20 protein-coding genes and 1 pseudogene are annotated in these 23,496 nt (G+C 73.9%); 12 read left to right on the top strand and 9 right to left on the bottom strand.

Annotated features, from left to right (window positions below):
• Positions 1-462: 462 nt before the first annotated feature.
• From egtA to egtD, 4 genes are read left to right on the top strand one after another with little or no spacing between them, the layout of a single operon-like run.
• Entirely contained in the window at positions 463-1,764 is a 1,302-nt protein-coding gene (egtA, locus tag ABZ861_RS20030; protein ID WP_361631869.1) for an ergothioneine biosynthesis glutamate--cysteine ligase EgtA, read from the top strand.
• Entirely contained in the window at positions 1,761-3,101 is a 1,341-nt protein-coding gene (gene egtB / locus ABZ861_RS20025) for an ergothioneine biosynthesis protein EgtB (RefSeq protein ID WP_361631867.1), read from the top strand. Before egtA ends, egtB begins: the two co-directional genes overlap by 4 nt.
• The gene (egtC, locus tag ABZ861_RS20020; RefSeq protein ID WP_361631865.1) at positions 3,101-3,892 is read left to right on the top strand and encodes an ergothioneine biosynthesis protein EgtC; all 792 of its coding nucleotides are present in this window, start codon (positions 3,101-3,103) and stop codon (positions 3,890-3,892) included. The genes egtB and egtC overlap by 1 nt, the downstream gene beginning before the upstream one ends.
• The gene (gene egtD / locus ABZ861_RS20015; protein WP_361631863.1) at positions 3,889-4,851 is read left to right on the top strand and encodes an L-histidine N(alpha)-methyltransferase; all 963 of its coding nucleotides are present in this window, start codon (positions 3,889-3,891) and stop codon (positions 4,849-4,851) included. The genes egtC and egtD overlap by 4 nt, the downstream gene beginning before the upstream one ends.
• Before the next feature lie 81 nt (positions 4,852-4,932).
• On the opposite strand, the gene ABZ861_RS20010 is transcribed toward egtD, so the two are convergent.
• Positions 4,933-6,192, bottom strand: a complete 1,260-nt coding sequence (locus tag ABZ861_RS20010) for an extracellular solute-binding protein (protein WP_361631861.1) — start codon at positions 6,190-6,192, stop codon at positions 4,933-4,935.
• Between the two features lie 255 nt (positions 6,193-6,447).
• On the opposite strand from ABZ861_RS20010, the gene ABZ861_RS20005 reads away from it, so the two are divergent.
• From ABZ861_RS20005 to ABZ861_RS19990, 4 genes and pseudogenes are all read left to right on the top strand, one after another.
• A complete protein-coding gene (locus tag ABZ861_RS20005) occupies positions 6,448-6,663 on the top strand; it encodes a dodecin (RefSeq protein ID WP_361631859.1) in 216 nt (71 codons plus the stop codon).
• Between the two features lie 118 nt (positions 6,664-6,781).
• Positions 6,782-7,024, top strand: coding sequence for a hypothetical protein (locus tag ABZ861_RS20000; RefSeq protein ID WP_361631857.1), 243 nt, complete (start codon positions 6,782-6,784; stop codon positions 7,022-7,024).
• 64 nt (positions 7,025-7,088) lie between these two features.
• Complete coding sequence (locus ABZ861_RS19995) at positions 7,089-8,120, top strand: LLM class flavin-dependent oxidoreductase (RefSeq protein ID WP_361631855.1); 1,032 nt, start codon at positions 7,089-7,091, stop codon at positions 8,118-8,120.
• Positions 8,121-8,237: 117 nt separating this feature from the next.
• Positions 8,238-9,836, top strand: a pseudogene (locus ABZ861_RS19990) (hypothetical protein); the annotation flags it as partial.
• Here the strand turns inward: ABZ861_RS19990 and ABZ861_RS19985 are convergent.
• From ABZ861_RS19985 to ABZ861_RS19965, 5 genes are all read right to left on the bottom strand, one after another.
• Complete coding sequence (locus ABZ861_RS19985) at positions 9,807-10,853, bottom strand: lysophospholipid acyltransferase family protein (protein WP_361631853.1); 1,047 nt, start codon at positions 10,851-10,853, stop codon at positions 9,807-9,809. The pseudogene ABZ861_RS19990 and the gene ABZ861_RS19985 overlap by 30 nt on opposite strands.
• The gene (locus tag ABZ861_RS19980) at positions 10,850-11,626 is read right to left on the bottom strand and encodes a GNAT family N-acyltransferase (protein WP_361631851.1); all 777 of its coding nucleotides are present in this window, start codon (positions 11,624-11,626) and stop codon (positions 10,850-10,852) included. Before ABZ861_RS19980 ends, ABZ861_RS19985 begins: the two co-directional genes overlap by 4 nt.
• A 222-nt stretch (positions 11,627-11,848) precedes the next feature.
• Complete coding sequence (locus tag ABZ861_RS19975; protein ID WP_361631849.1) at positions 11,849-12,598, bottom strand: succinate dehydrogenase/fumarate reductase iron-sulfur subunit; 750 nt, start codon at positions 12,596-12,598, stop codon at positions 11,849-11,851.
• Positions 12,595-14,544, bottom strand: coding sequence for a fumarate reductase/succinate dehydrogenase flavoprotein subunit (locus ABZ861_RS19970; protein WP_361631847.1), 1,950 nt, complete (start codon positions 14,542-14,544; stop codon positions 12,595-12,597). Before ABZ861_RS19970 ends, ABZ861_RS19975 begins: the two co-directional genes overlap by 4 nt.
• Before the next feature lies 1 nt (position 14,545).
• Positions 14,546-15,217, bottom strand: coding sequence for a succinate dehydrogenase (locus ABZ861_RS19965; RefSeq protein WP_361632179.1), 672 nt, complete (start codon positions 15,215-15,217; stop codon positions 14,546-14,548).
• Positions 15,218-15,336: 119 nt separating this feature from the next.
• Between ABZ861_RS19965 and ABZ861_RS19960 the strand changes: the two genes are divergently transcribed.
• Positions 15,337-16,221 (top strand): LysR substrate-binding domain-containing protein, encoded by an 885-nt coding sequence (locus ABZ861_RS19960; protein ID WP_361631845.1) that lies wholly within the window; start codon positions 15,337-15,339, stop codon positions 16,219-16,221.
• Between the two features lie 354 nt (positions 16,222-16,575).
• Here the strand turns inward: ABZ861_RS19960 and ABZ861_RS19955 are convergent, their stop codons facing one another.
• The 3 genes from ABZ861_RS19955 to ABZ861_RS19945 form a co-directional block, all read right to left on the bottom strand.
• Positions 16,576-18,717, bottom strand: a complete 2,142-nt coding sequence (locus ABZ861_RS19955) for an EAL domain-containing protein (protein WP_361631843.1) — start codon at positions 18,715-18,717, stop codon at positions 16,576-16,578.
• Positions 18,714-19,526: an SAM-dependent methyltransferase gene (locus tag ABZ861_RS19950; RefSeq protein WP_361631841.1), complete on the bottom strand. Its 813-nt coding sequence runs from the start codon at positions 19,524-19,526 to the stop codon at positions 18,714-18,716. Before ABZ861_RS19950 ends, ABZ861_RS19955 begins: the two co-directional genes overlap by 4 nt.
• A gap of 376 nt (positions 19,527-19,902) precedes the next feature.
• The gene (locus ABZ861_RS19945) at positions 19,903-20,862 is read right to left on the bottom strand and encodes an SCO0930 family lipoprotein (protein ID WP_361631839.1); all 960 of its coding nucleotides are present in this window, start codon (positions 20,860-20,862) and stop codon (positions 19,903-19,905) included.
• Between the two features lie 896 nt (positions 20,863-21,758).
• Here ABZ861_RS19945 and ABZ861_RS19940 point away from each other — a divergent pair.
• The 3 genes from ABZ861_RS19940 to ABZ861_RS19930 all read left to right on the top strand — a co-directional run bounded on the left by ABZ861_RS19940 (position 21,759) and on the right by ABZ861_RS19930 (position 23,352).
• Positions 21,759-21,887 (top strand): hypothetical protein, encoded by a 129-nt coding sequence (locus tag ABZ861_RS19940; RefSeq protein ID WP_361631837.1) that lies wholly within the window; start codon positions 21,759-21,761, stop codon positions 21,885-21,887.
• Positions 21,888-21,903: 16 nt separating this feature from the next.
• The gene (locus ABZ861_RS19935; RefSeq protein WP_361631835.1) at positions 21,904-22,668 is read left to right on the top strand and encodes a DUF4239 domain-containing protein; all 765 of its coding nucleotides are present in this window, start codon (positions 21,904-21,906) and stop codon (positions 22,666-22,668) included.
• A 156-nt stretch (positions 22,669-22,824) separates the two neighbouring features.
• On the top strand, positions 22,825-23,352 hold the full coding sequence (locus tag ABZ861_RS19930) for a hypothetical protein (protein ID WP_361631833.1): 528 nt from the start codon (positions 22,825-22,827) through the stop codon (positions 23,350-23,352).
• Positions 23,353-23,496: the final 144 nt, after the last annotated feature.

Raw genomic sequence — 23,496 nt, 5'->3', positions numbered from 1 at the left:
GGCGCACGGCGGCGGCGAAGACGTACGGGAGCGAGGACGTACGGGAGGCCGTGTCGCCGGGGCGCCCCGGTCGTCGCGGAAGACCGGCACGTCAGGTGACGTACATCACCCGTTCGGAACAGCACGGATCGGGATGGGCCGCCGGTTCGGGGCCCCCGCGCGCCGGAACCGCCCGTCGCGCGGGCTCGCCCGTCGCGCTCACGCCCGCGTCGCGCGCGATCGGAGACTTCACGTGCCATGGATCATCCCGTTCGGGGAACACCCTTGGGAGCCCCGCCGGGCGCGGTGACGAGATCATCGAGCGCCGGCAGACATCGCGGAAACGGAGGAGACAGGGCACGATAGATCCGTTCCGCATCCTTGTGCGAATCGGTTCGAGGGTCTTGGGTGGGACGGTGTGTCCGCGTCCCGGCCCATCGATCCCGGGCCGGTGGCATGGTGGAATCTCAGGAGGATCCCGACATGTCAGATTCGGCAGGCGGCTGTACGGACCCCCGTACCGCCCTCACCGAAGCCGAGGTCGAGGCCCTGGTCAGCGGCATCTGCTTCAAGACCGGCCCGCCGCGCGCCCTCGGCGTCGAAGTGGAATGGCTCGTCCACGAGCTGGACGGGCCGGCGCTCCCCGTGGCGCCCGAACGCCTGCGAGCGGCCTATGCCGCCCTGCGGTCGGCGCCCCTGGACTCGGCGCTCACCGTCGAACCCGGCGGTCAGCTTGAGCTGAGTTCGTCGCCCGCCGCCTCCTTGACGGAGTGCGTCGGCGCCGTCTCCGCCGATCTCGGCGCCGTGCGCGCGGTTCTGGCGGAGAAGGGCCTGCGTCTCGTGGGCCTCGGCACGGAACCGTGGCACACGCCCGACCGGTTCCTGCGCGAGCGGCGCTACGACGCGCTGGAAGCCTCCCTGGACCGCGGCGGCCCGGCCGGGCGGCACATGATGCGCGCCTCGGCCTCGGTGCAGGTGTGCCTGGACGCCGGTCACGAGGAACCCGGGCCGCTGGGCCACGTACGGCGGTGGTGGATGGCGCACCGGGTGGGCCCGGTGCTCGTCGCCGCGTTCGCCAACTCCCCCCTGCTCGACGGCAGGCCGACCGGCTGGCTCTCCACCCGGCAGCGGCTGTGGACGGACATCGGCCCCGACCGCGCCGGCGCGCCCCCGCTGTCCGGGAACCCGTCCGTCGCCTGGGCCCGGCACGTGCTGGACGCGCCCGTGATGTGCGTACGGTCCGAGGACGGCCCCTGGGAGGTTCCCGAGCGTCTTTCCTTCCGGGACTGGGTCCGCTCCGGCCTGCCCAGGCCGCCGACCAAGGAGGACCTCGACTACCACCTCACCACGCTGTTCCCGCCGGTCAGACCGCGGGGCCACCTGGAGCTGCGCATGATCGACGCGCAGCCCGGCGACGACGGATGGATCGTGCCGCTCGCGGTGACGGCGGCCCTGTTCGACGACCCGCAGGCCGCGGAGACCGCCTACCGGGCGGTGAAGCCGCTGGCCGAGCGGACGCACGGCAGGTCCGCGCCGCACAACCCGCTGTGGGTGGACGCGGCCCGCTCCGGGCTCGCCGACCCGGAGCTGCACGAGGCGGCGGTCGTCTGCTTCACCGCGGCCCTGGACGCCCTGCCCCGGCTCGGCGCCGACGAGGAGGTCACGGGCGCCGTCCGGGCGTACCTGGACCGCTACGTCAGCAGGGGCCGCTGTCCCGCGGACGACGTGCTCGACCGGCTGCGCGACCCGGACCGCCGCATCCCCGGGAAGGAGATCCGCTCATGACCGACCCCGCCGCACCCCACGACGCGCCCGGCGCCGAGGCGCTGCGCGAGCGCGCGCTCGGCTCGCTCGTCGCGGCGCGGGAGCGCACCACGCTCCTGACCACCTGCGTGGAGGGGCCCGACCTCACCGCCCAGCACTCCCCGTTGATGTCCCCGCTGGTGTGGGACCTCGCCCACATCGGCAACCAGGAGGAGCTGTGGCTGCTGCGCGCGGTGGCCGGGCGCGAGGCGATGCGCCCCGAGATAGACAGCCTCTACGACGCCTTCGAGCACCCTCGCTCGGCGCGTCCCTCGCTGCCGCTGCTGGCCCCCGAGGAGGCCCGCCGCTACGCGGCCGAGGTGCGCGGCCGGGTGATGGACGTACTGGAGTCCACCGCGTTCCACGGGACGGCGCTGACCGAGGCCGGTTTCGTCTTCGGGATGATCGCCCAGCACGAACAGCAGCACGACGAGACGATGCTGATCACCCATCAGCTTCGACAGGGCCCCCAGGCCCTGACCGCGCCGGACCCCGACCCGGCTCCGCCGTTCACCGGACCCCCCGAAGTCCTGGTGCCCGGCGGCCCGTTCACGATGGGCACGTCGACCGAGCCGTGGGCGCTGGACAACGAACGCCCCGCGCACGTGCGCGAGACGCCGGCGTTCTGGATCGACACCGCCCCGGTGACCAACGGCGCCTACACGGCGTTCGTCGAGGACGGCGGGTACGACGACCCGCGCTGGTGGACGCCGGAGGGCTGGGACCACCTGCGGCGGCAGGGCCTCTACGCGCCGCTGTACTGGCGGCGGGAGGGCCGGCAGTGGCTGCGGCGGCGCTTCGGCGTCACCGAGCCGGTGCCGGCCGACGAGCCGGTGCTGCACGTGTCCTGGTACGAGGCGGACGCCTACGCCCGCTGGGCCGGGCGCCGGCTGCCCACCGAGGCGGAGTGGGAGAAGGCCGCGCGCCACGACCCCGCGACCGGCCGCTCGACGCGCTACCCGTGGGGCGACGCCGACCCGACCCACGAGCACGCCAACCTCGGCCAGCGGCACCTGCGCCCGGCCCCGGCGGGCAGCTACCCGGCGGGCGAGTCGCCGCTCGGGGTACGGCAGTTGATCGGGGACGTGTGGGAGTGGACGTCGAGCGACTTCCTGCCCTACCCGGGGTTCGCCGTCTTCCCGTACAAGGAGTACTCGCAGGTGTTCTTCGGCCCCGAGTGCAAGGTGCTGCGCGGCGGGTCGTTCGCGGTCGACCAGGTGGTCTGCCGGGGCACGTTCCGCAACTGGGACTATCCCGTGCGGCGGCAGATCTTCTCCGGCTTCCGCACGGCCCGCTCAGCCGATCCGGGTGAGGGCTGATGTGCCGTCACTTCGCCTATCTGGGCGACGAGGAGTCGATCGGCCGGCTCCTGGTCGAGCCGCCGCACGGCCTGTACCGGCAGTCCTGGGCGCCGCGCCGTCAGCGGTACGGGACGGTCAACGCGGACGGCTTCGGGGTCGGCTGGTACGCCCCGGGCGATCCGGCCCCGGCCCGCTACCGGCGGGCCGGGCCGATCTGGGCGGACCTGTCCTTCGCCGACCTCGCCCGGGTGGTGCGCACCCGGGCGCTGCTCGCCGCGGTGCGCGACGCGACGCTGGCCGGCGCGGACGCGGAGGCCGCCGCGGCGCCCTTCGCCTCCGGCCGCTGGCTGTTCAGCCACAACGGCGCCGTGGCCGGCTGGCCGGACGCCCTCGCCGAGGTGTCCCGCGCCCTGCCGCCGCGGGACCTGCTGGCCCTGGAGGCCCGCAACGACTCCGCGCTGGTGTGGGCGCTGGCGCTGGCCCGGCTGCGGGCCGGCGACGACCCCGGCCAGGCGCTCGGCGACACGGTGCTGGACGTCGCCTCGGCCGCTCCCGGCTCCCGGCTCAACCTGCTGCTCACCGACGGCGAGACGATCACCGCCACCGCCTGGGGCGACACCCTGTGGTATCTCGCCGAACCCGGGCGCCGCGCGGTCGTGGCCTCCGAGCCGTACGACGACGACCCGCGCTGGCTGACGGTCCCCGACCGCACCCTGGTCTCGGCGAGCCGCGAGGACGTTCTGCTGACCCCGCTCAAGGACCTCGCCGAGGACCTGGCGCCCGCCCCGAACGAGGAGCCCCGTACGTGAGTGCCTTCCACGTCACCCGCACGCTGCCCGAGGACGCCATGGCCGCCGCGCTGCGCGCCGACGTCCAGCAGGGCCTGACCTCCACTCCCAAGACGCTGCCGCCGAAGTGGTTCTACGACGCCCGCGGCAGCGACCTGTTCGAGCGGATCACCGAACTGCCCGAGTACTACCCGTTCCGCGCCGAACGCGAGATCCTCGCCCGCCGCGCGGAGGAGATCGCCGCCGCGCTGCCCGCCCGGACGCTCGTCGAACTGGGCTCCGGCTCCTCGCAGAAGACGCGGCACCTGCTCGACGCGCTGATCGGGCTGCACACCTACGTCCCCGTCGACGTCAGCGAGAGCGCGCTGGAGCAGGCCGGTCAGGCGCTGGCCGCCGAGCGGCCCGAGCTGAACGTGCACGGCCTCATCGCCGACTTCACCGCCCCGCTCACACTCCCCGACACGCCCGGCCCCCGGCTGCTGGTGTTCCTCGGCGGCACGATCGGCAATCTGCTGCCCGAGGAGCGGGCGCGGTTCCTCGCGGGGGCGCGGGCGCTGCTCTCCCCCGGCGACGGGCTGCTGCTCGGCACCGACCTGGTCAAGGACGAGGCCGTGCTGGTGCGGGCGTACGACGACGCGGCCGGGGTGACGGCCGCCTTCGACAAGAACGTGCTGTCCGTGGTCAACCGTGAGCTGGAGGCCGATTTCGACCTGGACGCGTTCGACCACGTGGCCGTCTGGGACCCGGAGCACGAGTGGATCGAGATGCGGCTGCGCTCGCGCACCGCGCAGACGGTGAAGGTGCCCGCCCTGGGCCTCGCCGTCGACTTCGCCGCGGGCGAGGAGCTGCGGACCGAGGTGTCGTCGAAGTTCCGCAAGGAGAAGGTGGCAGCGGAACTGGACTCCGTGGGACTGGAGTTGACCGACTGGTGGACGGACGGCGAGAGCCGGTTCGCGCTGTCGCTGAGCAGGGTGCGGTGACGCCCCGGCCCTCCCGGCCGGTCCGGGAGGGCCCTGACCCGGCGCCTAGGACGACTGGAGCGCCTTGGGCGCCTTGGGCGCCTAGTCAGTGTCGGGCGACAGTTCGCGGGTGATCCGCTGGGAGGCGCGGCGGGCCTCGGTCAGCGGGTCGGCGCCGCCGAGCACCCTGGTCATGTACTGCTTGATCGGGTTGTCGGCCTCCACGGCCGCCCACTGGGGTGTGCTGGGGGTCGCCCGGCCGTGCGCGGCGCCCGCCGCCATGGCGGCGACCCCCTGTTCCGCGGCGACAGCCGGGGCGAGCGTCGTCTTGTTGGGGACGTAGTTCATGGTGCGGGCCAGTTCGGTGTCCCATTTGGCGCCGGTCAGGGCCGCCACCACGGCGACGGCGCCGTCCCGGTCGCCGGTGTTCCTGGGGACGACCAGGTCGGAGCCGCCGGTGAAGACGGTCCCGGGCCGTGCGGCCGTCCGGCCGGGCACGGGGAAGAAGCCCAGGCGCCCCTTGAGAGCGGGATTCTTCCGCACGATCGCCTGGGCGAGCCCGGGAACGGCCACGATCTGCGCCACCTGTGACTGGGCGAACACGCCTGCCTGCGGCGGGTGTTCCTCGTCGGCGCCGACGGGGCCGTCGCCGAGGGCCTGCAACCGCCGGTAGAAGTCCATGCCGCGCAGGGCGGCCGGGGAGTCCAGGGCGCCCGTCCAGACGTTGGCGCTCTGCGTGGCCAGTTCGCCGCCCTCGTCCCAGACGAAGCCGGCGAGCGTGTACCAGTCCTGTCCGGCGAGGTAGATCCCTTGGACCGCGCCCGAGTTGAGTCTCTTCGTGTCGGCCAGCCACTGGTCGCGGGTCCGGGGCGGCGCCGTGACGCCCGCCTTCTGGAACAGGTCCTTGCGGTAGATCACGACGCGGTTGGCGGCGTACCAGGGAACGCCGAACTGCGCGGAGTCGTCCTCCCCCGGCTCGGCGAGGCCCGGGAGCCAGTCCTGCATGCCCCAGTCGCGCATCGACTCCAGCGTCAGGTTGGTCAGCCGGCCGTCGTCCACGTACTGGGCGACCTGGGTGTTGCCGACCTCGATGACGTCGGGGCCGCCGCCGGAGGCGCCGGAGAGGGCCGCGCGCACCCTGGGCCCGATGCCGGTCCACTGCTGGATGCGGATGTTCAGGCGCAGGTCGGTGTGGGCGTGTTCGAAGTCGGCGGTGAAGCGGCGCAGGAAGTCCGGCGACGCGCTGTCCTGCATCAGCCACACGGTGACGGTGTGCTGTCCGCCGCCGCTGCCCGGCAGGACGCCGCAGCCGCCGGCCAGACAGACGGAGGCACAGGTGAGGGCGAGGAGGCGACGTCTCACGAACGGGTCCTGTTCTGTGAGAGGGACGGGGAGAGGTCCGGACTGGGTGGCGCGTACGGGGCTTGTTCAAGCGTGCTGGGATTTTGGTATGGACCAATGCTGCGGTCAAGGCGTAATTCGGTCACCTCGCGCACCTCTCGCGCCTCCAGGCGCCGGGCGCACCTCTCGCGCTCCGTCGCCGCATACGGCACGGTGGAGTGACGCGCGACGCACGGACGGCCGTGCGTCGCCGGCGTCCGCGAGAGGAGCACCCGCATGACCGACCACACCTACCGGGTCACGGAGATCGTCGGCAGCTCGCACGAGGGGGTCGACGCGGCCATCCGCAACGCCCTCAGCCGCGCCTCGCAGACCCTGCGCAACATGGACTGGTTCGAGGTGACCCAGGTCAGGGGCCAGATCGAGAACGGCCAGATCGAGCACTACCAGGTAGGCCTGAAGGTCGGCTTCCGGATCGAGGACGCGGGCTGACCGCACGGAGAGAGCCGAGCGCGGTCGCTGCTGGGGCGGGAGACCGGCGCCCCGGCAGCGGCGTCCCGGAGAGGCAGGTCCGGATGCGGGCCGGGGCGCCGCGGCCGATGCTGGGAACATGTCCGGAGCACTGCCCGTGACCGTGCACCCGCCCTCCCCCACCGGCGGCCGGCGCGTCCGCGTGAACGGCGAGATCCTGGGGCTGGCGTACAGCGTCGCGGACGTCGCCGAGTTCCTGCGCCGCGCCGGTCTCGACGTCGACCCCGTCGAGGTGTCGGTGTCTCCGCTGATCGACTGGCGCGGGGGCGGGCCGGAGTACTGGGGCCCGGAGCCGGACGGCCCGTGGCCCGGAGCGGGCTGACCCGGCGGGACTCCGTGCGGGCGCTCGCGGGAAGTCCGGGGCGGGTGCGCGTGTTGGAGCCGGTGTGAGTTCCCTTGTCTGCTCCGCCCGTTTCTCCGTGCTCGACCGCTCCCGCGTCCGCGAGGGCCGACCCGCCGCCGAGGCCCTGCGCGACACCGTGCGGCTGGCCCAGGAGGCCGAGCGGCTGGGATACCACCGGTTCTGGGTGTCCGAGCACCACGGCGTGCCCGGCGTCGCCGGATCGGCGCCGACGGTGCTGGCCGCCGCCGTCGCCGCGGCCACCCGTGCGATCCGGGTGGGCACGGGCGGGGTGATGCTCCCCAACCACCGGCCGCTCGTGGTGGCCGAGCAGTTCGGCGTGCTGGAGGCGCTGTTTCCCGGCCGCGTCGACATGGGCCTGGGGCGCTCGGTCGGCTTCACCGACGGCGTGCGCAGGGCGCTGGGGCGCGACCGGGACGCCGCGGAGGACTTCGCGGAGCAGGTGGCGGAGCTGCTGGGCTGGTTCGAGGGGACGTCGCCGACCGGTGCGCACGCGCGGCCCGCCGAGGGGCTGCGCCCGTCGCCCTTCGTCCTGGCCATGGGCGAGGGCGCGGCGACCGCAGCCCGCGCGGGCCTGCCCCTGGTCATCGGAGACCTGCGCCGCCGCGAGCGGCTGCTGCGCGGCGTCGACCGCTACCGCGCGTCGTTCAGGCCCTCGGCCTGGGCGCGCGAACCGTACGTCGTCGTCTCGGGCACGGTCGCCGTGGCCGCCACCGAGCGGGAGGCCGAGCGGCTGCTGCTCCCCGAGGCCTGGTCGGCGGCCCACGCCCGCACCCACGGCACGTTCCCGCCGCTGCCGCCCGCCGAGCGCGTCGCGTCGCTGCCGATGACGCGCAAGGAGCGCGACCTCTACGAGTCCGGCCTGACCGGTCACATCGCCGGCACGGCGGAGGAGGTCGCGGCGGAACTGGAGACGGTCCTGAAGGAGACGGGCGCGCAGGAGGTCCTGGTGACCACGAGCACCTACGACCGCGCGGCCCTGCTGGACTCCTACCGGCGGCTCGCGGACGTCTTCACGGCGCCCGCGGCCGGCGCCCGGAGGACGGACGAGCGCTGAACTCCGTTGATTCGGCGGCCGGTTCACGGAGCACCGGCCCCGCCCGCCGCGACGTCCGGTCCGGACAGGAACAGCCCGGCGGACGGGCGGCCTCCCACCGTGTTGGATCATGACCCCATGACTGACGCTCACTTCACCTCCCGACGCGGCCTGCTGGCCGCCATCGCCGTGTCCGCCGCCGCCGTTCCGCTCAGCGCCCTGGCCACCGCCCCGGCCCGTGCCGACGCCGCACCGACGGTCGTGGACCCGCTGCCCGCGCCCACGGGCCTCACCGCGGCCCGGTCCTCGGTGACGCTTCCGGCGCTGGACGCCTCCTACTTCTCGGCGCTGACGCTGGCCTCTCCGCTCACCGCCACGGTGCTCTCCGGCACGCCCTCCCGCACCGAGGTGACCTCCGGCGGCAGACGGGTGGCGCTGCTGACACAGGGCGCCCGGACCGTCCTGCTGCCAGGCCCGCGAAGAACGTTCGCCGAGAACAAGCGGCCCTTCGTGGACGACTTCGGGCGCACGCTGCCGGACACCGCGCTGCCCGTGGACCAGCGCGCGTACTGGGGCACTTCCCCGGGCGGCGGAAGCTGGTCCACGCTCGGTCCCGCGGACACGGACTACTCCGTGACGCCCGGCGCCGGCCTCATCAAGCTGACCACCGACTACGCCAGCCGTCACGCGAGCCTGCGCGACGACGAGATCACCGACGTGGACGCGCGGTCCATAGCCCGGTTCGACAAGACGCCTGCCGGCCAGGCGTGTTCGTACGCGCTGTCCTTCGGCTACCAGGACTCGCACAACAACTACCGGGCCCGGCTGTCCTTCCTGACCACCGGCGCCGTGGAGCTGCGCGTCGAGAAGGAGGTGGCCGACGCCGTCACCCAGCTCGGCTCGACGGTCACCCTGACCTCCAACAGCCCGGCGGGCACGGACTGGACGATCCGGGTGCGCCGCGAGGGCGCCCGGATCCGCGCCAAGGCGTGGCGCGCGGACGCGGCCGAACCGGCCGCGTGGGCCGTGGACACCGCCGACACGACCTTCGGCAAGGGGCGGGTGGGCCTGCGCGCCCTGGCCAACGACGGGTGCACCAACCTGCCGGTCACGCTGCGGGTGAGCCGCTTCGAGGTGGACGCCGCGAACTGGGACACCCCGCCGAGCGTCACCCACGGCGACTGGGTGCGGGTGCTGCCCAAGCCGTTCGACGGCACGTGGACGGCGGACCTGGAGCAGACCGTCCGCGCCTGGGCCGGATCCACCGCGCCGGACGTGCTCGCGTACGCGGCGATGTTCCTCGGCGGGGCTCCCGCGGTCACCGCGGGGGACGGCCCCGCGAAGGGCAGGCAGGTGCTGGGCGAGTCCGGTTACGGCTACCTTGACCCGCAGGGCTACCGCTACGAGGGCGCCGACTTCCACGAGTACATGAACGTCGGCTGGACCTTCCCCGACGGCACGTACACCCCGCCGTCCAGCAAGCAGGTCGGCAACATGGACTGCTCCGGCTACACCCGCATGGTGTACGGCTACCACATGGGCGTGCCGCTGGCGGCGGGGGCGGACACCTCCGGGACCCGGATCCCGCGCAAGTCGCGCGACATCGTCGACTACGCGCCCGGCGTCGTCGTCGACCGCACCGACGGCACGTCGCCGCCGGCCGCGGCGCTGCTCCAGGCCGGGGACCTGGTGCTGTTCAACGCCGACTCAGGCGACGACCACCCCACCGTCACGGTCGACCACGTCGGGATGTACCTGGGCCTCGACGCGGCCGGCAAGCGCCGCTTCCTGTCCAGCCGCAAGACCGTCGACGGCCCCACGATGGGGGACCTCGGCGGCGCCTCGCTGCTCGACGGGACGGGCACCTACGCCAAGGCGCTGCACACCGTGCGCCGCGTCTGAGCCGCGCGGCCGGACGCGGCCGCCGCCCGCCGCGGGCGGCGCCGCGTCCGCCGCGCACGCGTGCGTCCGGTGCGGCCCCGCCGCCGCCGCGGACCGGGCCGCCCGCGCCAGGGCGCGGCGGTCCGGGTGCGCGCCGGGCGGGATGACGGGCCGCACCTCGACCTCGGCGAGCAGCGCGCGGGCCGAGGCCACCCGCCACAGCGACGCGAGCAGGGAGTCGTCGCCGACGAACGCCGGGACGGTGCTGGCCCCTCCCCCGGGCGTGCGGTAGCGGATCCGGACCGGCTGGACCGGCGCCCCGGCGTCTAGTGCGGCCTGGAAGACGGCCCGGTGGAAGCGGCCCTCGGCCCGGCCGCACCAGGTGCTGCCCTCGGGGAAGGCCGCGACGGCGTCGCCCGACCGCAGCGCTCGGGCGATCCGGTCGACCGTCTGGGGCAGCGCCCGCAGCCGGTCCCGTTCGATGAACAGGGCGCCGCCGCGGGCGGCCAGCGGTCCGGCGACCGGCCAGCGGCGTATCTCGGCCTTGGCGAGCATCCGGGCCGGGCGCACGGCGGCGAGCAGCGGCACGTCCAGCCAGGAGACGTGGTTGGCCACCAGCAGCAGACCGCCGGACGGGGCGGCCGCGCCGGTGACGCGGACCCGGACGCCCGCGGCCCGGACGACCGCCCGGCACCAGCGCCGGGTCCAGGCGGCGGGGATCCGCCGGGCGAGCGGTGTGAGCGCCACCGCGGCGAGGATCAGGAGCGCGAGCGCGGTGAGCCGCAGCACGGCCCGCGGCGCGGCCGCCGCCGACCCGGTCGCCTCCACGCACGTCCCGCGCATGCAGGGCGCGCGGGGCAGCCAGACGCTCACCGGGCCGGGGCCAGCGAGAGGAAGTGGCGCAGGTAGCGCTGGTCGACGCGGCGCATCGACAGCAGCACATAGAGGTCGGCGACGCCGAAGTCGGGGTCGTGGGCGGGTTCGCCGCACACCCAGGCGCCCAGGCGGAGGTAGCCGCGCAGCAGGGCGGGCAGCTCGGTGCGGGCGCGGGACGGCGCGGCGGCCGGGGGGATCCAGGGCAGCAGCGGCCGTACCCGGTGCTCCGGCGGCGACAGGTGCCGGGCGCTGACCCGGTTCCACGTGGCGGCGGCGAGCGCGCCGCCGTCGGCGAGCGGGACCGAGCAGCAGCCGGCCAGCCATTCGTGGCCGCGGTCGACCATGTAGCGGGCTATGCCCGCCCAGATCAGGCCGATCACCGTGCCGTCGCGGTGGTCGGGGTGCACGCAGGAGCGGCCCACCTCGACCAGGCCGGGCCGGATCGGGGCCAGGGCCGTCAGGTCGAACTCGCCCTCGGAGTAGAGGCGTCCGGCCCTCGCGGCGCGTTCCGGGGGCAGCAGCCGGTAGGTCCCGACGACCGTCCCGGTGGCGGTGTCGCGCACGAGGAGGTGGTCGCAGTGCGCGTCGAAGGGGTCGGCGTCGAGGCCGGGCCGCTCGGTGGCCAGCAGCGCGCCCATCTCCCCGGCGAAGACGTCGTGCCGCAGCCGCTGTGCGGCGCGTACGTCCGCCTCGTCGCGGGCCAGGGCCACGGTGTAGCGGGCGGGCGCCCCGGGCTGTGCGGGGCGTGCGAGTGCGGTGGCGCCGGTCATGGCTGTCTCCTGGTCACGGGCCCTGTGAGGACGGAGGAGGCGGCCGGTTCGCCGGCTCCTCCGTTCGTTCTTCCGGCGCCGGCTGACCGGCGCGTGACCGGCGCCAGGAGGCGGGGTGTGCGGTTGCTGAATGGCCGGGGTGCGAAGCGGGGCCGGGGATGAGCACCACTCCCGGCCCCGCCCGTCCGCCCCCTTGGCGAACGTCTTTCGGTGTGCCGCGCGCTACCGCTTGCCGGCCTTGCGGGCGGCGCGCAGCCACTCGCGGTTCATGCTGGTGATCGAGAACAGCGGGATGCCCTTGGGGCACGCGGTGGCGCACTCGCCCGCGAGGGTGCAGCCGCCGAAGCCCTCCTCGTCCATCTGGGCCACCATGTCCAGCACGCGGGTCTCGCGTTCGGGCGCGCCCTGCGGGAGGACGCCCAGGTGGTTGACCTTGGCGGAGGTGAAGAGCATCGCCGCGCCGTTGGGGCAGGCGGCGACGCAGGCGCCGCAGCCGATGCACTCGGCGTGCTCGAAGGCGAAGTCGGCGTCCGGCTTGGGCACGGGCGCGGCGTGCGCCTCGGGGGCGGCGCCGGTGGGCGCGGTGATGTAGCCGCCGGCCTGGATGATGCGGTCGAAGGCGGAGCGGTCCACCACGAGGTCCTTGACCACCGGGAAGGCGGCGGCCCGCCACGGCTCGACGTCGATGACGTCGCCGTCCTGGAAGGACCGCATGTGCAACTGGCAGGCGGTGGTGCGCTCGGGGCCGTGCGCGTCGCCGTTGATGACCAGGCTGCACGCGCCGCAGATGCCTTCGCGGCAGTCGTGGTCGAAGGCGACGGGGTCCTCGCCTTCGAGGATGAGCCGCTCGTTGAGGACGTCCAGCATCTCCAGGAAGGACATGTCGGGCGAGATGCCGTCGACCTCGTAGGAAGACATGGCGCCGTCGGCGTCGGCGTTCTTCTGCCGCCAGACGCGCAGGGTGAGCTTCATGCGTAGCTCCGCTGGGTGGGGTGGACGTACTCGAAGACCAGGTCTTCCTTGTGCAGGGCGGGGGCCTCGCCGGCGCCGGTGAACTCCCAGGCGGCCGCGTAGGAGAACGCGTCGTCGTCGCGGGCGGCCTCGCCGTCGGGGGTCTGGGACTCCTCGCGGAAGTGGCCGCCGCAGGACTCGGCGCGGTGCAGGGCGTCGAGGCACATCAGCTCGGCGAGTTCGAGGTAGTCGACGACGCGGTTGGCCTTCTCCAGCGACTGGTTGAACTCCTCGCCGACGCCGGGGACCTTGACGCGCCGCCAGAACTCCTCCCGGATGCGCGGGATGCGCTCCAGGGCCTCGCGCAGTCCGGCCTCGTTGCGCGCCATGCCGCAGAACTCCCACATGAGTTCGCCCAGTTCGCGGTGGAAGGAGTCCGGGGTGCGGTCTCCGTCGACGGCGAGGAGCGCGCTCAGCCGGTCCTCGGTCTCGGCCACCGCCTCCCGGACGGCCGGGTGGTCGCCGGTGACCTGCTCCTGGTGCGGGTGGCGGGCCAGGTAGTCGTTGACGGTGGCGGGCAGCACGAAGTAGCCGTCGGCCAGGCCCTGCATCAGCGCGGAGGCGCCCAGGCGGTTGGCGCCGTGGTCGGAGAAGTTGGCCTCGCCGACGGCGAACAGGCCGGGGACGGTGGTCTGGAGGTCGTAGTCGACCCACAGGCCGCCCATCGTGTAGTGCACGGCGGGGTAGATCCGCATCGGCGTCTCGTAGGGGTTCTCCGCGGTGATCCGCTCGTACATGTCGAAGAGGTTGCCGTACCTCTCCTCGACCTTCTTGCGGCCCATGCGCTGGATCGCGTCGGCGAAGTCCAGGTAGACGCCCTGACCGCCGGGGCCCACTCCCCTGCCCTCGTCGCAGACGTTCTTGGCGGCGCGGGAGGCGATGTCGCGGGGCACCAGGTTGCCGAACGAGGGGTAGACGCGCTCCAGGTAGTAGTCGCGCTCGTCCTCGGGGATCTGGTGCGGCGGACGGTCGTCGCCCTTGGCCTTGGGCACCCAGATGCGGCCGTCGTTGCGCAGCGACTCGCTCATCAGGGTCAGCTTGGACTGGTGATCGCCGGTGCGCGGGATGCAGGTGGGATGGATCTGGGTGAAGCAGGGGTTGGCGAAGTAGGCGCCGCGCCGGTGCGCCCGCCAGACGGCGGTCGCGTTGGAGTTCATGGCGTTGGTCGACAGGTAGAAGACGTTGCCGTAGCCGCCGGAGGCGAGCACGACGGCGTCGGCCATGTACGTGTCGATCTCTCCGGTGACCAGGTCGCGGGCCACGATGCCGCGGGCCCGGCCGTCGACGACGATCAGGTCGAGCATCTCGGTGCGCGAGTGCATCTCGACGTTCCCGGCGGCGATCTGCCGCGACAGCGCCTGGTAGGCGCCGAGCAGGAGCTGCTGGCCCGTCTGGCCGCGGGCGTAGAAGGTGCGGGAGACCTGGACGCCGCCGAAGGAGCGGGTGTCGAGCAGGCCGCCGTACTCGCGGGCGAAGGGGACGCCCTGGGCCACGCACTGGTCGATGATCTGCACGGAGATCTGGGCGAGGCGGTGCACGTTGGACTCGCGGGAGCGGAAGTCGCCGCCCTTGACGGTGTCGTAGAACAGCCGGTGGATGGAGTCGCCGTCGTTGCGGTAGTTCTTGGCGGCGTTGATGCCGCCCTGCGCGGCGATGGAGTGGGCGCGGCGCGGGGAGTCCTGGTAGCAGAACTGGACGACGCGGTAGCCCTGTTCGGCCAGGGTGGCGCCCGCGGAGCCGCCGGCCAGTCCGGTGCCGACGACGATGACCGTCTGCTTGCGCCGGTTGGCGGGGTTGACGAGCTTGGCCTCGAAACGGCGCGTGTCCCAGCGCTCGTTGATCGGGCCGGCGGGGGCCTTGGCGTCGGCGACCGGCGCGCCGGTCGTGTAGGCGGCGTAGGAGGTCATGTCAGCTCACCACTCCGGTCATCACGCCCACGGGCACGGCGATGAAGCCGGCCGTGAGCAGCACTGCGAGGACGTTGGCGACGGTCTTCAGGACGCGGTCGCGGGTGCGGCCGCCAACGCCGAGGGTCTGGGCGGCGCTCCAGAAGCCGTGCCGCACGTGCAGGCCGAGCGCGAGCATCGCCACGATGTAGATCACGTCGCCGTACCAGGTGGAGAAGGTGTCCACGACGTTCTGGTACGGGTGGCCCGCCTGGAACCCGCCGGAGTGCACGGTGCCGGTGGTCAGGTCGAGGAGGTGCCAGACGATGAAGAGGCCGAGGATGATCCCGCCCCAGCGCATGGTGCGGGTGGCGTAGCTGGCCCGGGGCCGCTTGTGCACGTACTTGTCGGGCCGGGCGCGCAGGTCGCGGCGGCTGAGCTGGTAGGCGGAGACGGCGTGCGCGACGACCGCGACGACGAGGACGATCCGGACGAGCCAGAGGGTCCACGCGTAGTGCATGAACGGCTCGCCGACGGTGCGCAGCCAGTGGGCGTAGGCGTTGAACTCGCCCGCTCCGAAGAAGATCTTCAGGTTGCCGATCACGTGGGCGACCAGGTACAGCAGCATGATCAGGCCGCTGACCGCCATGACGGCCTTCTTGCCGACGGTCGAGTCCCACACGGTGCGCGCCATGGACGGCCGTCGGTCCGTCCGCGTTGCCAGAGCCATGGGACAGACGGTAGAGCGGCACACGCCCATCGGTCCAAGACATGGTACGGCTCGTTTCGATAGGGCGGAGCTATGATGGCGGGGTGCACTTCCAGCAGCTCCAGTACTTCGTGGCGGTCGCCGAGACCCGGCACTTCACCCGGGCGGCCGAGCGGGTGCACGTCGCCCAGCCCTCGCTGTCGCAGCAGATCAAGGCGCTGGAGCGGGAGCTGGGCGCGGACCTGTTCCGGCGGGCGCGCGGCAACATCACGCTGACCGACGCCGGGGAGGCGCTGCTGCCGCTGGCCCGGCGCATCCTGGCCGACGCCGACACCGCCCGGCACGAGGTGCAGGAGCTGGCGCAGTTGCGCCGCGGACGGGTGCGGCTGGGGGCGACGCCGAGTCTGTGCACGGGTCTGCTTCCCGACGTGCTGCGCGCCTTCCACGACCGCTATCCCGGCATCCGGCTGCTGGTCCAGGAGAGCGGCTCCCACGACCTGGTGCGCGAGTTGGCGCGCGGCGCCCTGGATCTTGCGCTGGTGGTGCTCCCGCTGCCCAGCCCCTCGCCCGCGCTGACCACGGTGGAGCTGCTGCGCGAGGACCTGGTGGTGGTGTCCTCGCCGGAGGCGCCCGCGCCCGGCGGCGGGGGGCGCACGGTCCGCATCGCCGATCTGGAGGGCGAGCGGCTGGTGATGTTCCGGCACGGCTACGACCTGCGGGACCTGACGGTCGCCGCGTGCCGCGCGGAGGGCTTCGAGCCGGACCTCGCGGTGGAGGGCGGCGAGATGGACGCGGTGCTCGGCTTCGTGCGGGCCGGGCTCGGGGTGGCGGTGGTCCCGCGCATGGTCGCCACCCGTTCCGGGCGGCGGCTGCGCGTCACCCCGCTGGCCCGGCCGGGTCTGCACCGTACGATCGCGCTGGCGCACCGCAGCGACGTGGCGCCGCCGCGGGCGGCCAGGGAGCTTCAGCGGATGCTGCTGGAGCGGTGACCGCCCGGCGGTCCCTAGCGAGTTCCGGTGCGGCGGCCGCGCCTCGGTGTGCGGGTTGCAGGAGCCGCACCCTGACGTGCGGGTTCGAGGCGCCGCCGCCTTGCGTGCGGGGTCCAGGGGCCGCGCCCCGACGTGCGGGTTCGAGGCGGCCGCCGCCCAGCGTGCGGGGTCCAGGAGCCGCGCTCCGACGTGCGGGTTCGAGGCGCCGTCCCTTGCGTGCGGGTTCCAGGGGCCGCGCCCCGACGTGCAGGTTCGAGGCGGCCGCCGCCCAGCGTGCGAGGTCCGGGAGCCGCACCCCGACGTGCGGGTTGCGGGGGCCGCCGCCCTGCGGCGGGGTGACCGGGGCCGGTCCGGTCAGCTCGTGGCGTCCGCCAGGGCCAGCTCGTGCACCCGGTCCGGGGGGCCGGGGCGGGCGTAGTACCAGCCCTGGGCCGTGTCGCAGCCCAGCAGGCGGAGCTGCTCGGCCTGGGCGCCGGTCTCCACGCCCTCCACGGTGACCGCGAGGTCCAGGCTGTGGGCCAGCGCGACGATCCCCTCGACGATCTTCAGGTCGACGGGGTCGGCGGGGAACCGCTGCATGCCCTGGGTGAAGGAGCGGTCCAGTTTGAGCACGCTCACCGGGAGCCGCCGCAGGTTGGCCAGGTTGGAGTAGCCGGTGCCGAAGTCGTCCAGGGCGATGTCCACGCCCATCTCGGCCAGCCGGCGCAGCGGTTTGAGCAGGTCGTCGTCCGCGCCGATCAGCGCCGACTCGGTCACTTCCAGGCACAGCGCGTCGGGCGCCACCCCGGCCCGCTCCAGGATCTCCACGGTGTCCTGCACGAGTCCGGGATGGGTGAGCTGGCAGGGCGAGAGGTTCACGTTGATGCGCGGCGGCCTGGCCAGGCCGTCGCCGTGCCGCTCGCGCCACGCGCGGGCCTGACGCACCGACTGCTCCATCACCCAGCGGCCGAGCGGCACGATCAGCCCGGTGTGCTCGGCGAGCGGGATGAACCGGTCGGGGCCGAGGACGCCGTGCTGCGGGTGCAGCCAGCGCACCAGCGCCTCGGCGCCGCGCACGCTGCCGTCGCCGAGGTGCACCAGCGGCTGGTACTCGATGAAGAACTCGTCCCGGTCCAGGGCGGTGGGCAGCGCCGTGGTGAGCCCGTGCCGGGTGATGGCGCGGGCGTCGGCCTCCGGGTCGGCCAGCTCGAAGCGGTTGCCGCCGGCCGACTTGGCGCGGTACATGGTGATGTCGGCGCTGCGCAGCACCTCGGCCGCGCTGCGCTCCCCCACCGGGCCCTCCACGACGCCGACGCTGCCGCGCACCGTCAGCTCCCGTCCGTCGATGCGGATGGGGGCGACCAGGGCGTTCATGATGCGGGAGGCGAGTTCGTCGACCTCGCGCTCCGTGTCCGGCCCGGTGGTCAGGGCCACGAACTCGTCGCCGCCGAGCCGGGCGACCATCTCGCCGGGCGCGGTCGCGCACGCCTGGAGCCGGTCGGCGACCTCCACCAGGAGCCGGTCCCCGGCCGCGTGGCCGAGGCTGTCGTTGACCGTCTTGAAGCCGTCCAGGTCCAGGTAGCACAGGCCGAAGCGGCGGCCCTCGCCCGCGTTCAGCGTCTTCTCCAGACGCTCGAAGAACAGGGTGCGGTTGGGCAGGCCGGTGAGCGCGTCGTGGGTGGCCTCGTAGCGCAGCCGGAGGTTGAGCAGCCGCCGCTCGGTGGTGTCCTCCATCAGGGCGAGCTGGTACTGCGGATCGCCGTCGGGGTCGCGGAGCAGGGAGACGGTGAGGTTGGTCCACAGAACCGTTCCGTCAGGCCGGTAGAACGCCTTCTCCGTGTGGTAGTGCTCGCGTTCGCCGCGCACCAGTTCCTCGTACAGCCGGCAGACCTGCGGGGCGTCCTCGGGGTGCGTCCACTCCCGGACGTTGCGGCCTCGCATGGTCTGCTCGGAGCCGCCGAACATGCGCAGCAACGCGCCGTTGACCTGGAGGACGTTGCCCTCCAGGTCGGCGATGCCGATGCCGATGGCGGCGCCCTCGAACACCGCCCGGAACCGGGCCTCGCTGGCGTGCAGCGCCTGTGCGACGACGCCCTGGGCGCGCAGCGCGGCCTGGCCGATCGCCTCCTGCTCGGCGAGGGTGCGCTCGCGCAGCGCCCGTGCGAACCCCGCGGCCATCGCGTGCTGGAGCCGCGAGGAGCGGGCCCGCATGTCCTCCGGGTCGCCGTCCTCGCCGCAGTAGAGCACCAGGTAGGCGTCGACGCAGTCCAGGGAACGGCTCAGCGCCTCGGGCGCGGTGCAGTGCGCGCCGACCAGGGCGGCGCCGACCGCCTCGCCCTCCGCGGCGTCGAACGCCCTGGCGCGCAGCGCCCGGCTCAACCGGCTCGCGAGGGGCAGCAGTCGCTGCTCGAACTCCGGGCGGGTCAGCGACGTGGACGTGACCGGGAAGACGGCGCGGCTCCAGATCGTCGTCAGCCGGCGCAGTCTGTCCTCCGGCCCGTCCGGTTCGGCGGTCACGCCGTGCGCCCGACGCCGGCGAATCCGGAGAAGGCGTACGGATCCTCGTCCTCCGGCGCGGTCTCCGGCCGCCAGTGCGGCATCGGCACCAGTCCGGGTTCCACCATGTCGTACCCCTCGAAGAACCGCGCGATCTCCTCGCGCGAGCGCATGATCAGTGGGTTGCGGATGTCGTTGTACACCTCGACCGCGCCCTCGCTCCGCTCCGCCGGCAGCGGAATCCCCTCGGGGGAGGCGTGCGTGAGGACGAGCAGGCTGCCAGGCGCGAGCGCGTCGCGCAGTGCGGCGACCGCACCGTACGGGTCGTCCGTGTCTTCCACGAAGTGCAGTATGGCAACGAGCAGCAGGGCTACTGGCCGATTCAGGTCGATCAGCCGCCCGACGGGCGGGCTCGCGAGGATCTCGTGAGGCTTGCGCAGATCGGCGGCCACGGCCCCGGCGTCGTCGTTGTCCGCCAGGACCGCCTCGCTGTGGGCGACGGCCACCGGGTCGTGGTCGACGTACACCACGCGGGCGCCGGGGCGGGCCGCCTGGGCGACCTCGTGCACGTTGCCGAAGGTGGGGATGCCCGATCCGATGTCCAGGAACTGGGTGATGCCCTGGTCCACGGCGAAGCGCACCGCGCGCCGCGTGAACGCCCGGTTCGCCTGCATGATCTTGGGCAGCCCCGGCAGGAAGTCCATGGCCCTGCGGGCCGCTTCCCGGTCTGCCTCGAAGTTGTGCGAACCGCCCAGGTAGTAGTCGTAGATGCGCGCGACGCTCGGCACCGAGACGTCGATGCTCCGCGGCGCCCAGGCGGGACGCTCCATCTTCTCTCCACAGCGTAGGCGATCCGGTGTTCGAGCCGAGGCTACTGATCGCCCGCCAAAGGAGCGAGCGGAAACGGAAATTGACCATCCGTTCCCGGTCACCGCCTGGGCTCTCGCGCACCGGACCGGCGCCCGCCTCACGGTGGATTGCACCGAACTGCGGACATGACGAACCGCCCCCTCCGTGCGGTAGGGAGGGAGCGGTCCGGCCCGAGCGGGCCCACCGGGGCCTGGGAGCGAGCACACGACGCCGAGGAGCTGAGGAGCTGAGCAGTCGGAGAAGCGAAGAAGCAAGAAGCTGTTGCACGGAGGAGCCGAGGCCGGGGAGCCGGGAGGCTCGCGGGGCCGCGGGGCCCCGCCTCCTCCCGGCGCCCGCCTACTTGGGCGCGCCGACCGGCTTTCCTTCGGGGGACACGGCGTACCACGTGCCGCCGATGCCCTGGCCGTTGGTGTCCCCGGGGACGCGGTCTCCGGAGAAGGTGTAGATCGGCCAGCAGTTGACGGTCATCTGCTTGGTCCCGTCGGGGCGGGTGAAGCCCATCAGACCCTTCTTCTTGACGCCCTTGGTGTCGTTCGGGGGCACGGGCGCCACGGCCGGCCACTTCTCCAGGCAGGCCCCGGTGCACGCCGACACCGACTTGGGCCACGCCTTGTCCTTGAGGAAGCGGTAGACCGTCATGCCGTTGCTGTCGACGACGATGTCGCCCAGCTCGGTCTTCTTCACCCACAGGCCCGGCATCCCGGCCAGGGTCGCCTTCTTGCCGTTGGGCGCCAGGGCGTACCACTTGCCGTCCTTGCCCTGGCCGTTGACGTCGCCGGCCTTGGTGTCCTTGGCGAAGCGGTAGGCGGGCCAGCCGGCGATCGTGAGCTGCTTGGAGCCGTCGGTGCGGGTGACCTCACCCAGCAGCGCCTTGTCGACGCCCGCGCCGGCCGAGGCGTCGTCGGCGGGGACCGGCGGCCAGGCGGTGGCGCATGGGCCGTCGCAGTTGGACTCGGAGGGTTCGGCGGTGTCCTGGTCGAAGCGGTACAGCGTCATTCCGGCGCTGTCGGTGAGCGTCTTGCCCAGCTTGGCGTTCTGGACGACGGCCAGGCGGCCCGCGGGCTTCGGCGTTCCGGCGGCGCCCTGCTGCCCGTCGGCGCCGTAGCCGTTGCCCGTACCGGCCGGGGCGGCCGTGCCGGACCCGGACGCGGAGTCGCCCAGTCCGGCGGCCGGGGCGGTCGCACCCACGTTCTGGCTGCTCGCCGCGGGGGCGCCGTCCTGACCGCACGCTGTCGTCAGCGCCAGCACGGCTACGGCCGTCGCCGTGAGCGAAGCGCTCCGCCAGGAGGTCTTCATCGTCAACTCCCCATGTTTCGAACAGTGTTGCCGCGCCCTGCTGCGCCGCCGCACGACACTGGGTACGCATGCGGGCGGCCCTCGTGTTCAACGGCGCCGGGAATTTCTTCTTCAACGGCACCGGGAATTTCTTCGCCCGGCCCGAGAGCGCGCCGCCCGCCGGACCGGGCGCGGTCCCGTCGGTCCGCACCCGCAGCACGCGCCGCACGCGCGTGCGCATGCCTGGCCGTCGGGCTGCCGAGTGCTCAAACCCCCACGTCACCAGGGTCCCTCCTTCGGGGCAATCCCCGCCCTCCGTGGCGTGCCCCGGTCTCCGGCGGCTCATGATCTCCGTCGTGCATCGACCGAATCCGACCCGAACCGCCCTGACCTTGCGGGTGTTGGCGCCGGCGGCCCTGGCGTGGACGTGCCTGGGGGCCCCGGCCTCTCCGGCGGCGGCCGACGCCTGCGCGTACGCCTCCACGGGCCCCGGCGGACTGGTGGCCGTGTCGGTGGCCGGCGACGGCGCCTGGTCCGCGGTCTCCGCGTTCCCCTCGTCCCCCGCGTTTCCCTCGTCCCCCGCGTTCCCCTCATTCCCTTCGTGCCCCGCACCCCCGCCGCCGCCCAGCCCGACTCCCGCCCCCACGCCCACCCCCAGCCCCGCGCCCACGCCGACACCGGCGCCCGCACCTCCCCCACCGCCGCCGCCCCCACCGCCCAGGCCCGCCCCCCGGCCGGCGCCGCCGAAACCGCGGCCCGTTCCGGCGCGGCCGAAGCCGCCCGCCCCCGCCGCCCGGCCCGTGCCCCGGCTGCCGCCGCCCCGGCCGGTCGAACCTCCGCCGCGCCCGCCGAAGCCCGCGCCCCGGCCGCGTCCGACGCCGCCGCCCGCACCTCGGCCGCGCCCGTCCGCGAAGCCGGTGGCCTACCCCCGCTACCGCCCCCACCTCCGCCGGCACGCCCCCCGGAACGGCCCGTCGCCGATCACCTACGTCCTGCTGATCGCGGTGCCCGCCCTGGTCGCGGTCGCCGCGCTCCGCCCCCGCTGACCTCTGGAGGAATCCGTTGTCGGAATGGCTTGTTCTCGCCCTCGCGATGCTGGCCGCCTGCGCCGTGGTCATCGTCGTCACCCTGGTGCGGCACCGCACGGCGGCCGAGGACGACGATCCTGACGAGACTCCGGACGTCATCGAGTACATGACGATGTGGATCGGAGTGGTCTACGCCATCGTCCTGGGTCTGGCCATCGCCGGGGTCTGGGAGGCGCGGGTCTCCGCGCAGGACCACGTCCAGGCGGAGGCCCAGGCGCTGCACGAGATCTCCGAGCGGGTGCGGGTCTACCCGCCCGACGTCCGCGAACGCATCCGCGCCGATGTCAACGCCTATGTCGGACAGGTCGTGACCACCGAGTGGAAGGCGATGTCCCGGCACGGCCAGGTCACCGCGCAGGGCGGCCGGCTGCTGGCGAAGATCCGCGCGGACGTCACCGACTACCAGCCGAAGTCGGACTTCGAGGCGCAGGCGTACCAGCCGCTCGTCGACCAGGTGACCGCCGCCGACCAGGCCCGCACCGCGCGCGCCGACGCGACCGGGGCGACCATGCCGGGCGTGGTGTGGTTCGGGCTGCTCACCGGGGCGGCCGTGACCATCGGCATGGTGTTCGCGCTCCAGATCCGGCGCACGACGCGGGAACTGGTGCTGGCGGGCCTGTTCTCCGCGCTGATCGCCTTCCTGCTCTTCCTGATCTGGGACTTCGACGCGCCCTACAGCAGGGGCGTGGGGGCGTCGGCGGGTCCCTTCCTCGCGCTGTTCCCGCACCTCACGGGCTGACGGGGCCTCACCTGTGCGGCGCACGCGGTTGCCCCGTTCGCCCGGGTGAGATCGCGCCGGGGTGCACATCTTCCTAGCGTTTCGATCATCGAGGCGCATTTCCGGCACAAGCGGAGAAGGTCCGCGGCTGCTCCTCGGGGACCCGGAGGATTCATCATGCGCGTGATAGGCGTTCTCTCGGCGGCACTGCTGGGCATCGGCGCCCTGACCGCCTGCGCGCCCGCGGCCCTCGCCAACGGCGGCGGTAACGGCGGCTCCTACGGGGGCGGCGACAGCCAGTCGTGGGGCCGCGGTGGCGGCAGCGCCCAGGGCGGCGGCCAAGGGGGCGGTCAGGGCGGCTCTCAGGGCGGCGGCCGAGGCGGCGGCCAGGGAGGCGGCCAAGGCGGCGGCCACAGCGGCGGGCAAGGCGGCGGTCAGGGCGGTGGCCAAGGCGGCGGCCGCTCCGGATACCAGGACGACGAGGACGGCCGCGGAGGCGGCGGCCGTGACGAGGACGGCCGCGGAGGCGGCGAGGGCGGCGGCAGGTCCGAGCACTACCGGCACGGCGTCCGCGCCGGCAGCGGCGGCACGGCTGGCGGCTTCGACCTGAAGGAGGTCGGCATGGGCGCCGCGCTCGTGGCGGGCTCGGTCGGCTCGGCGCTCTACCTCTCGCGCCGCCGCACCGGCGAGGAAGGGGCGGCCTGACGGCTCCCCGCGAGGTGAGACACGGCGCGGCCCCGGACCGTTCGGTCCGGGCAACGACGGCGCTGTGCCCATGGAGATGGTGATGGCGGTGTCGGTGCCGCCCGTGCACTGACGGGGCTGGCTGGCCCGGTGGGGAGGCGCCTT

The organism is Streptomyces sp. NPDC046985 (genome assembly GCF_040644415.1).
GTDB lineage: Bacteria > Actinomycetota > Actinomycetes > Streptomycetales > Streptomycetaceae > Streptomyces.
The sequence above is the reverse complement of the archived record's forward strand: the minus strand, read 5'-3'. Positions and strand labels throughout refer to the sequence as shown.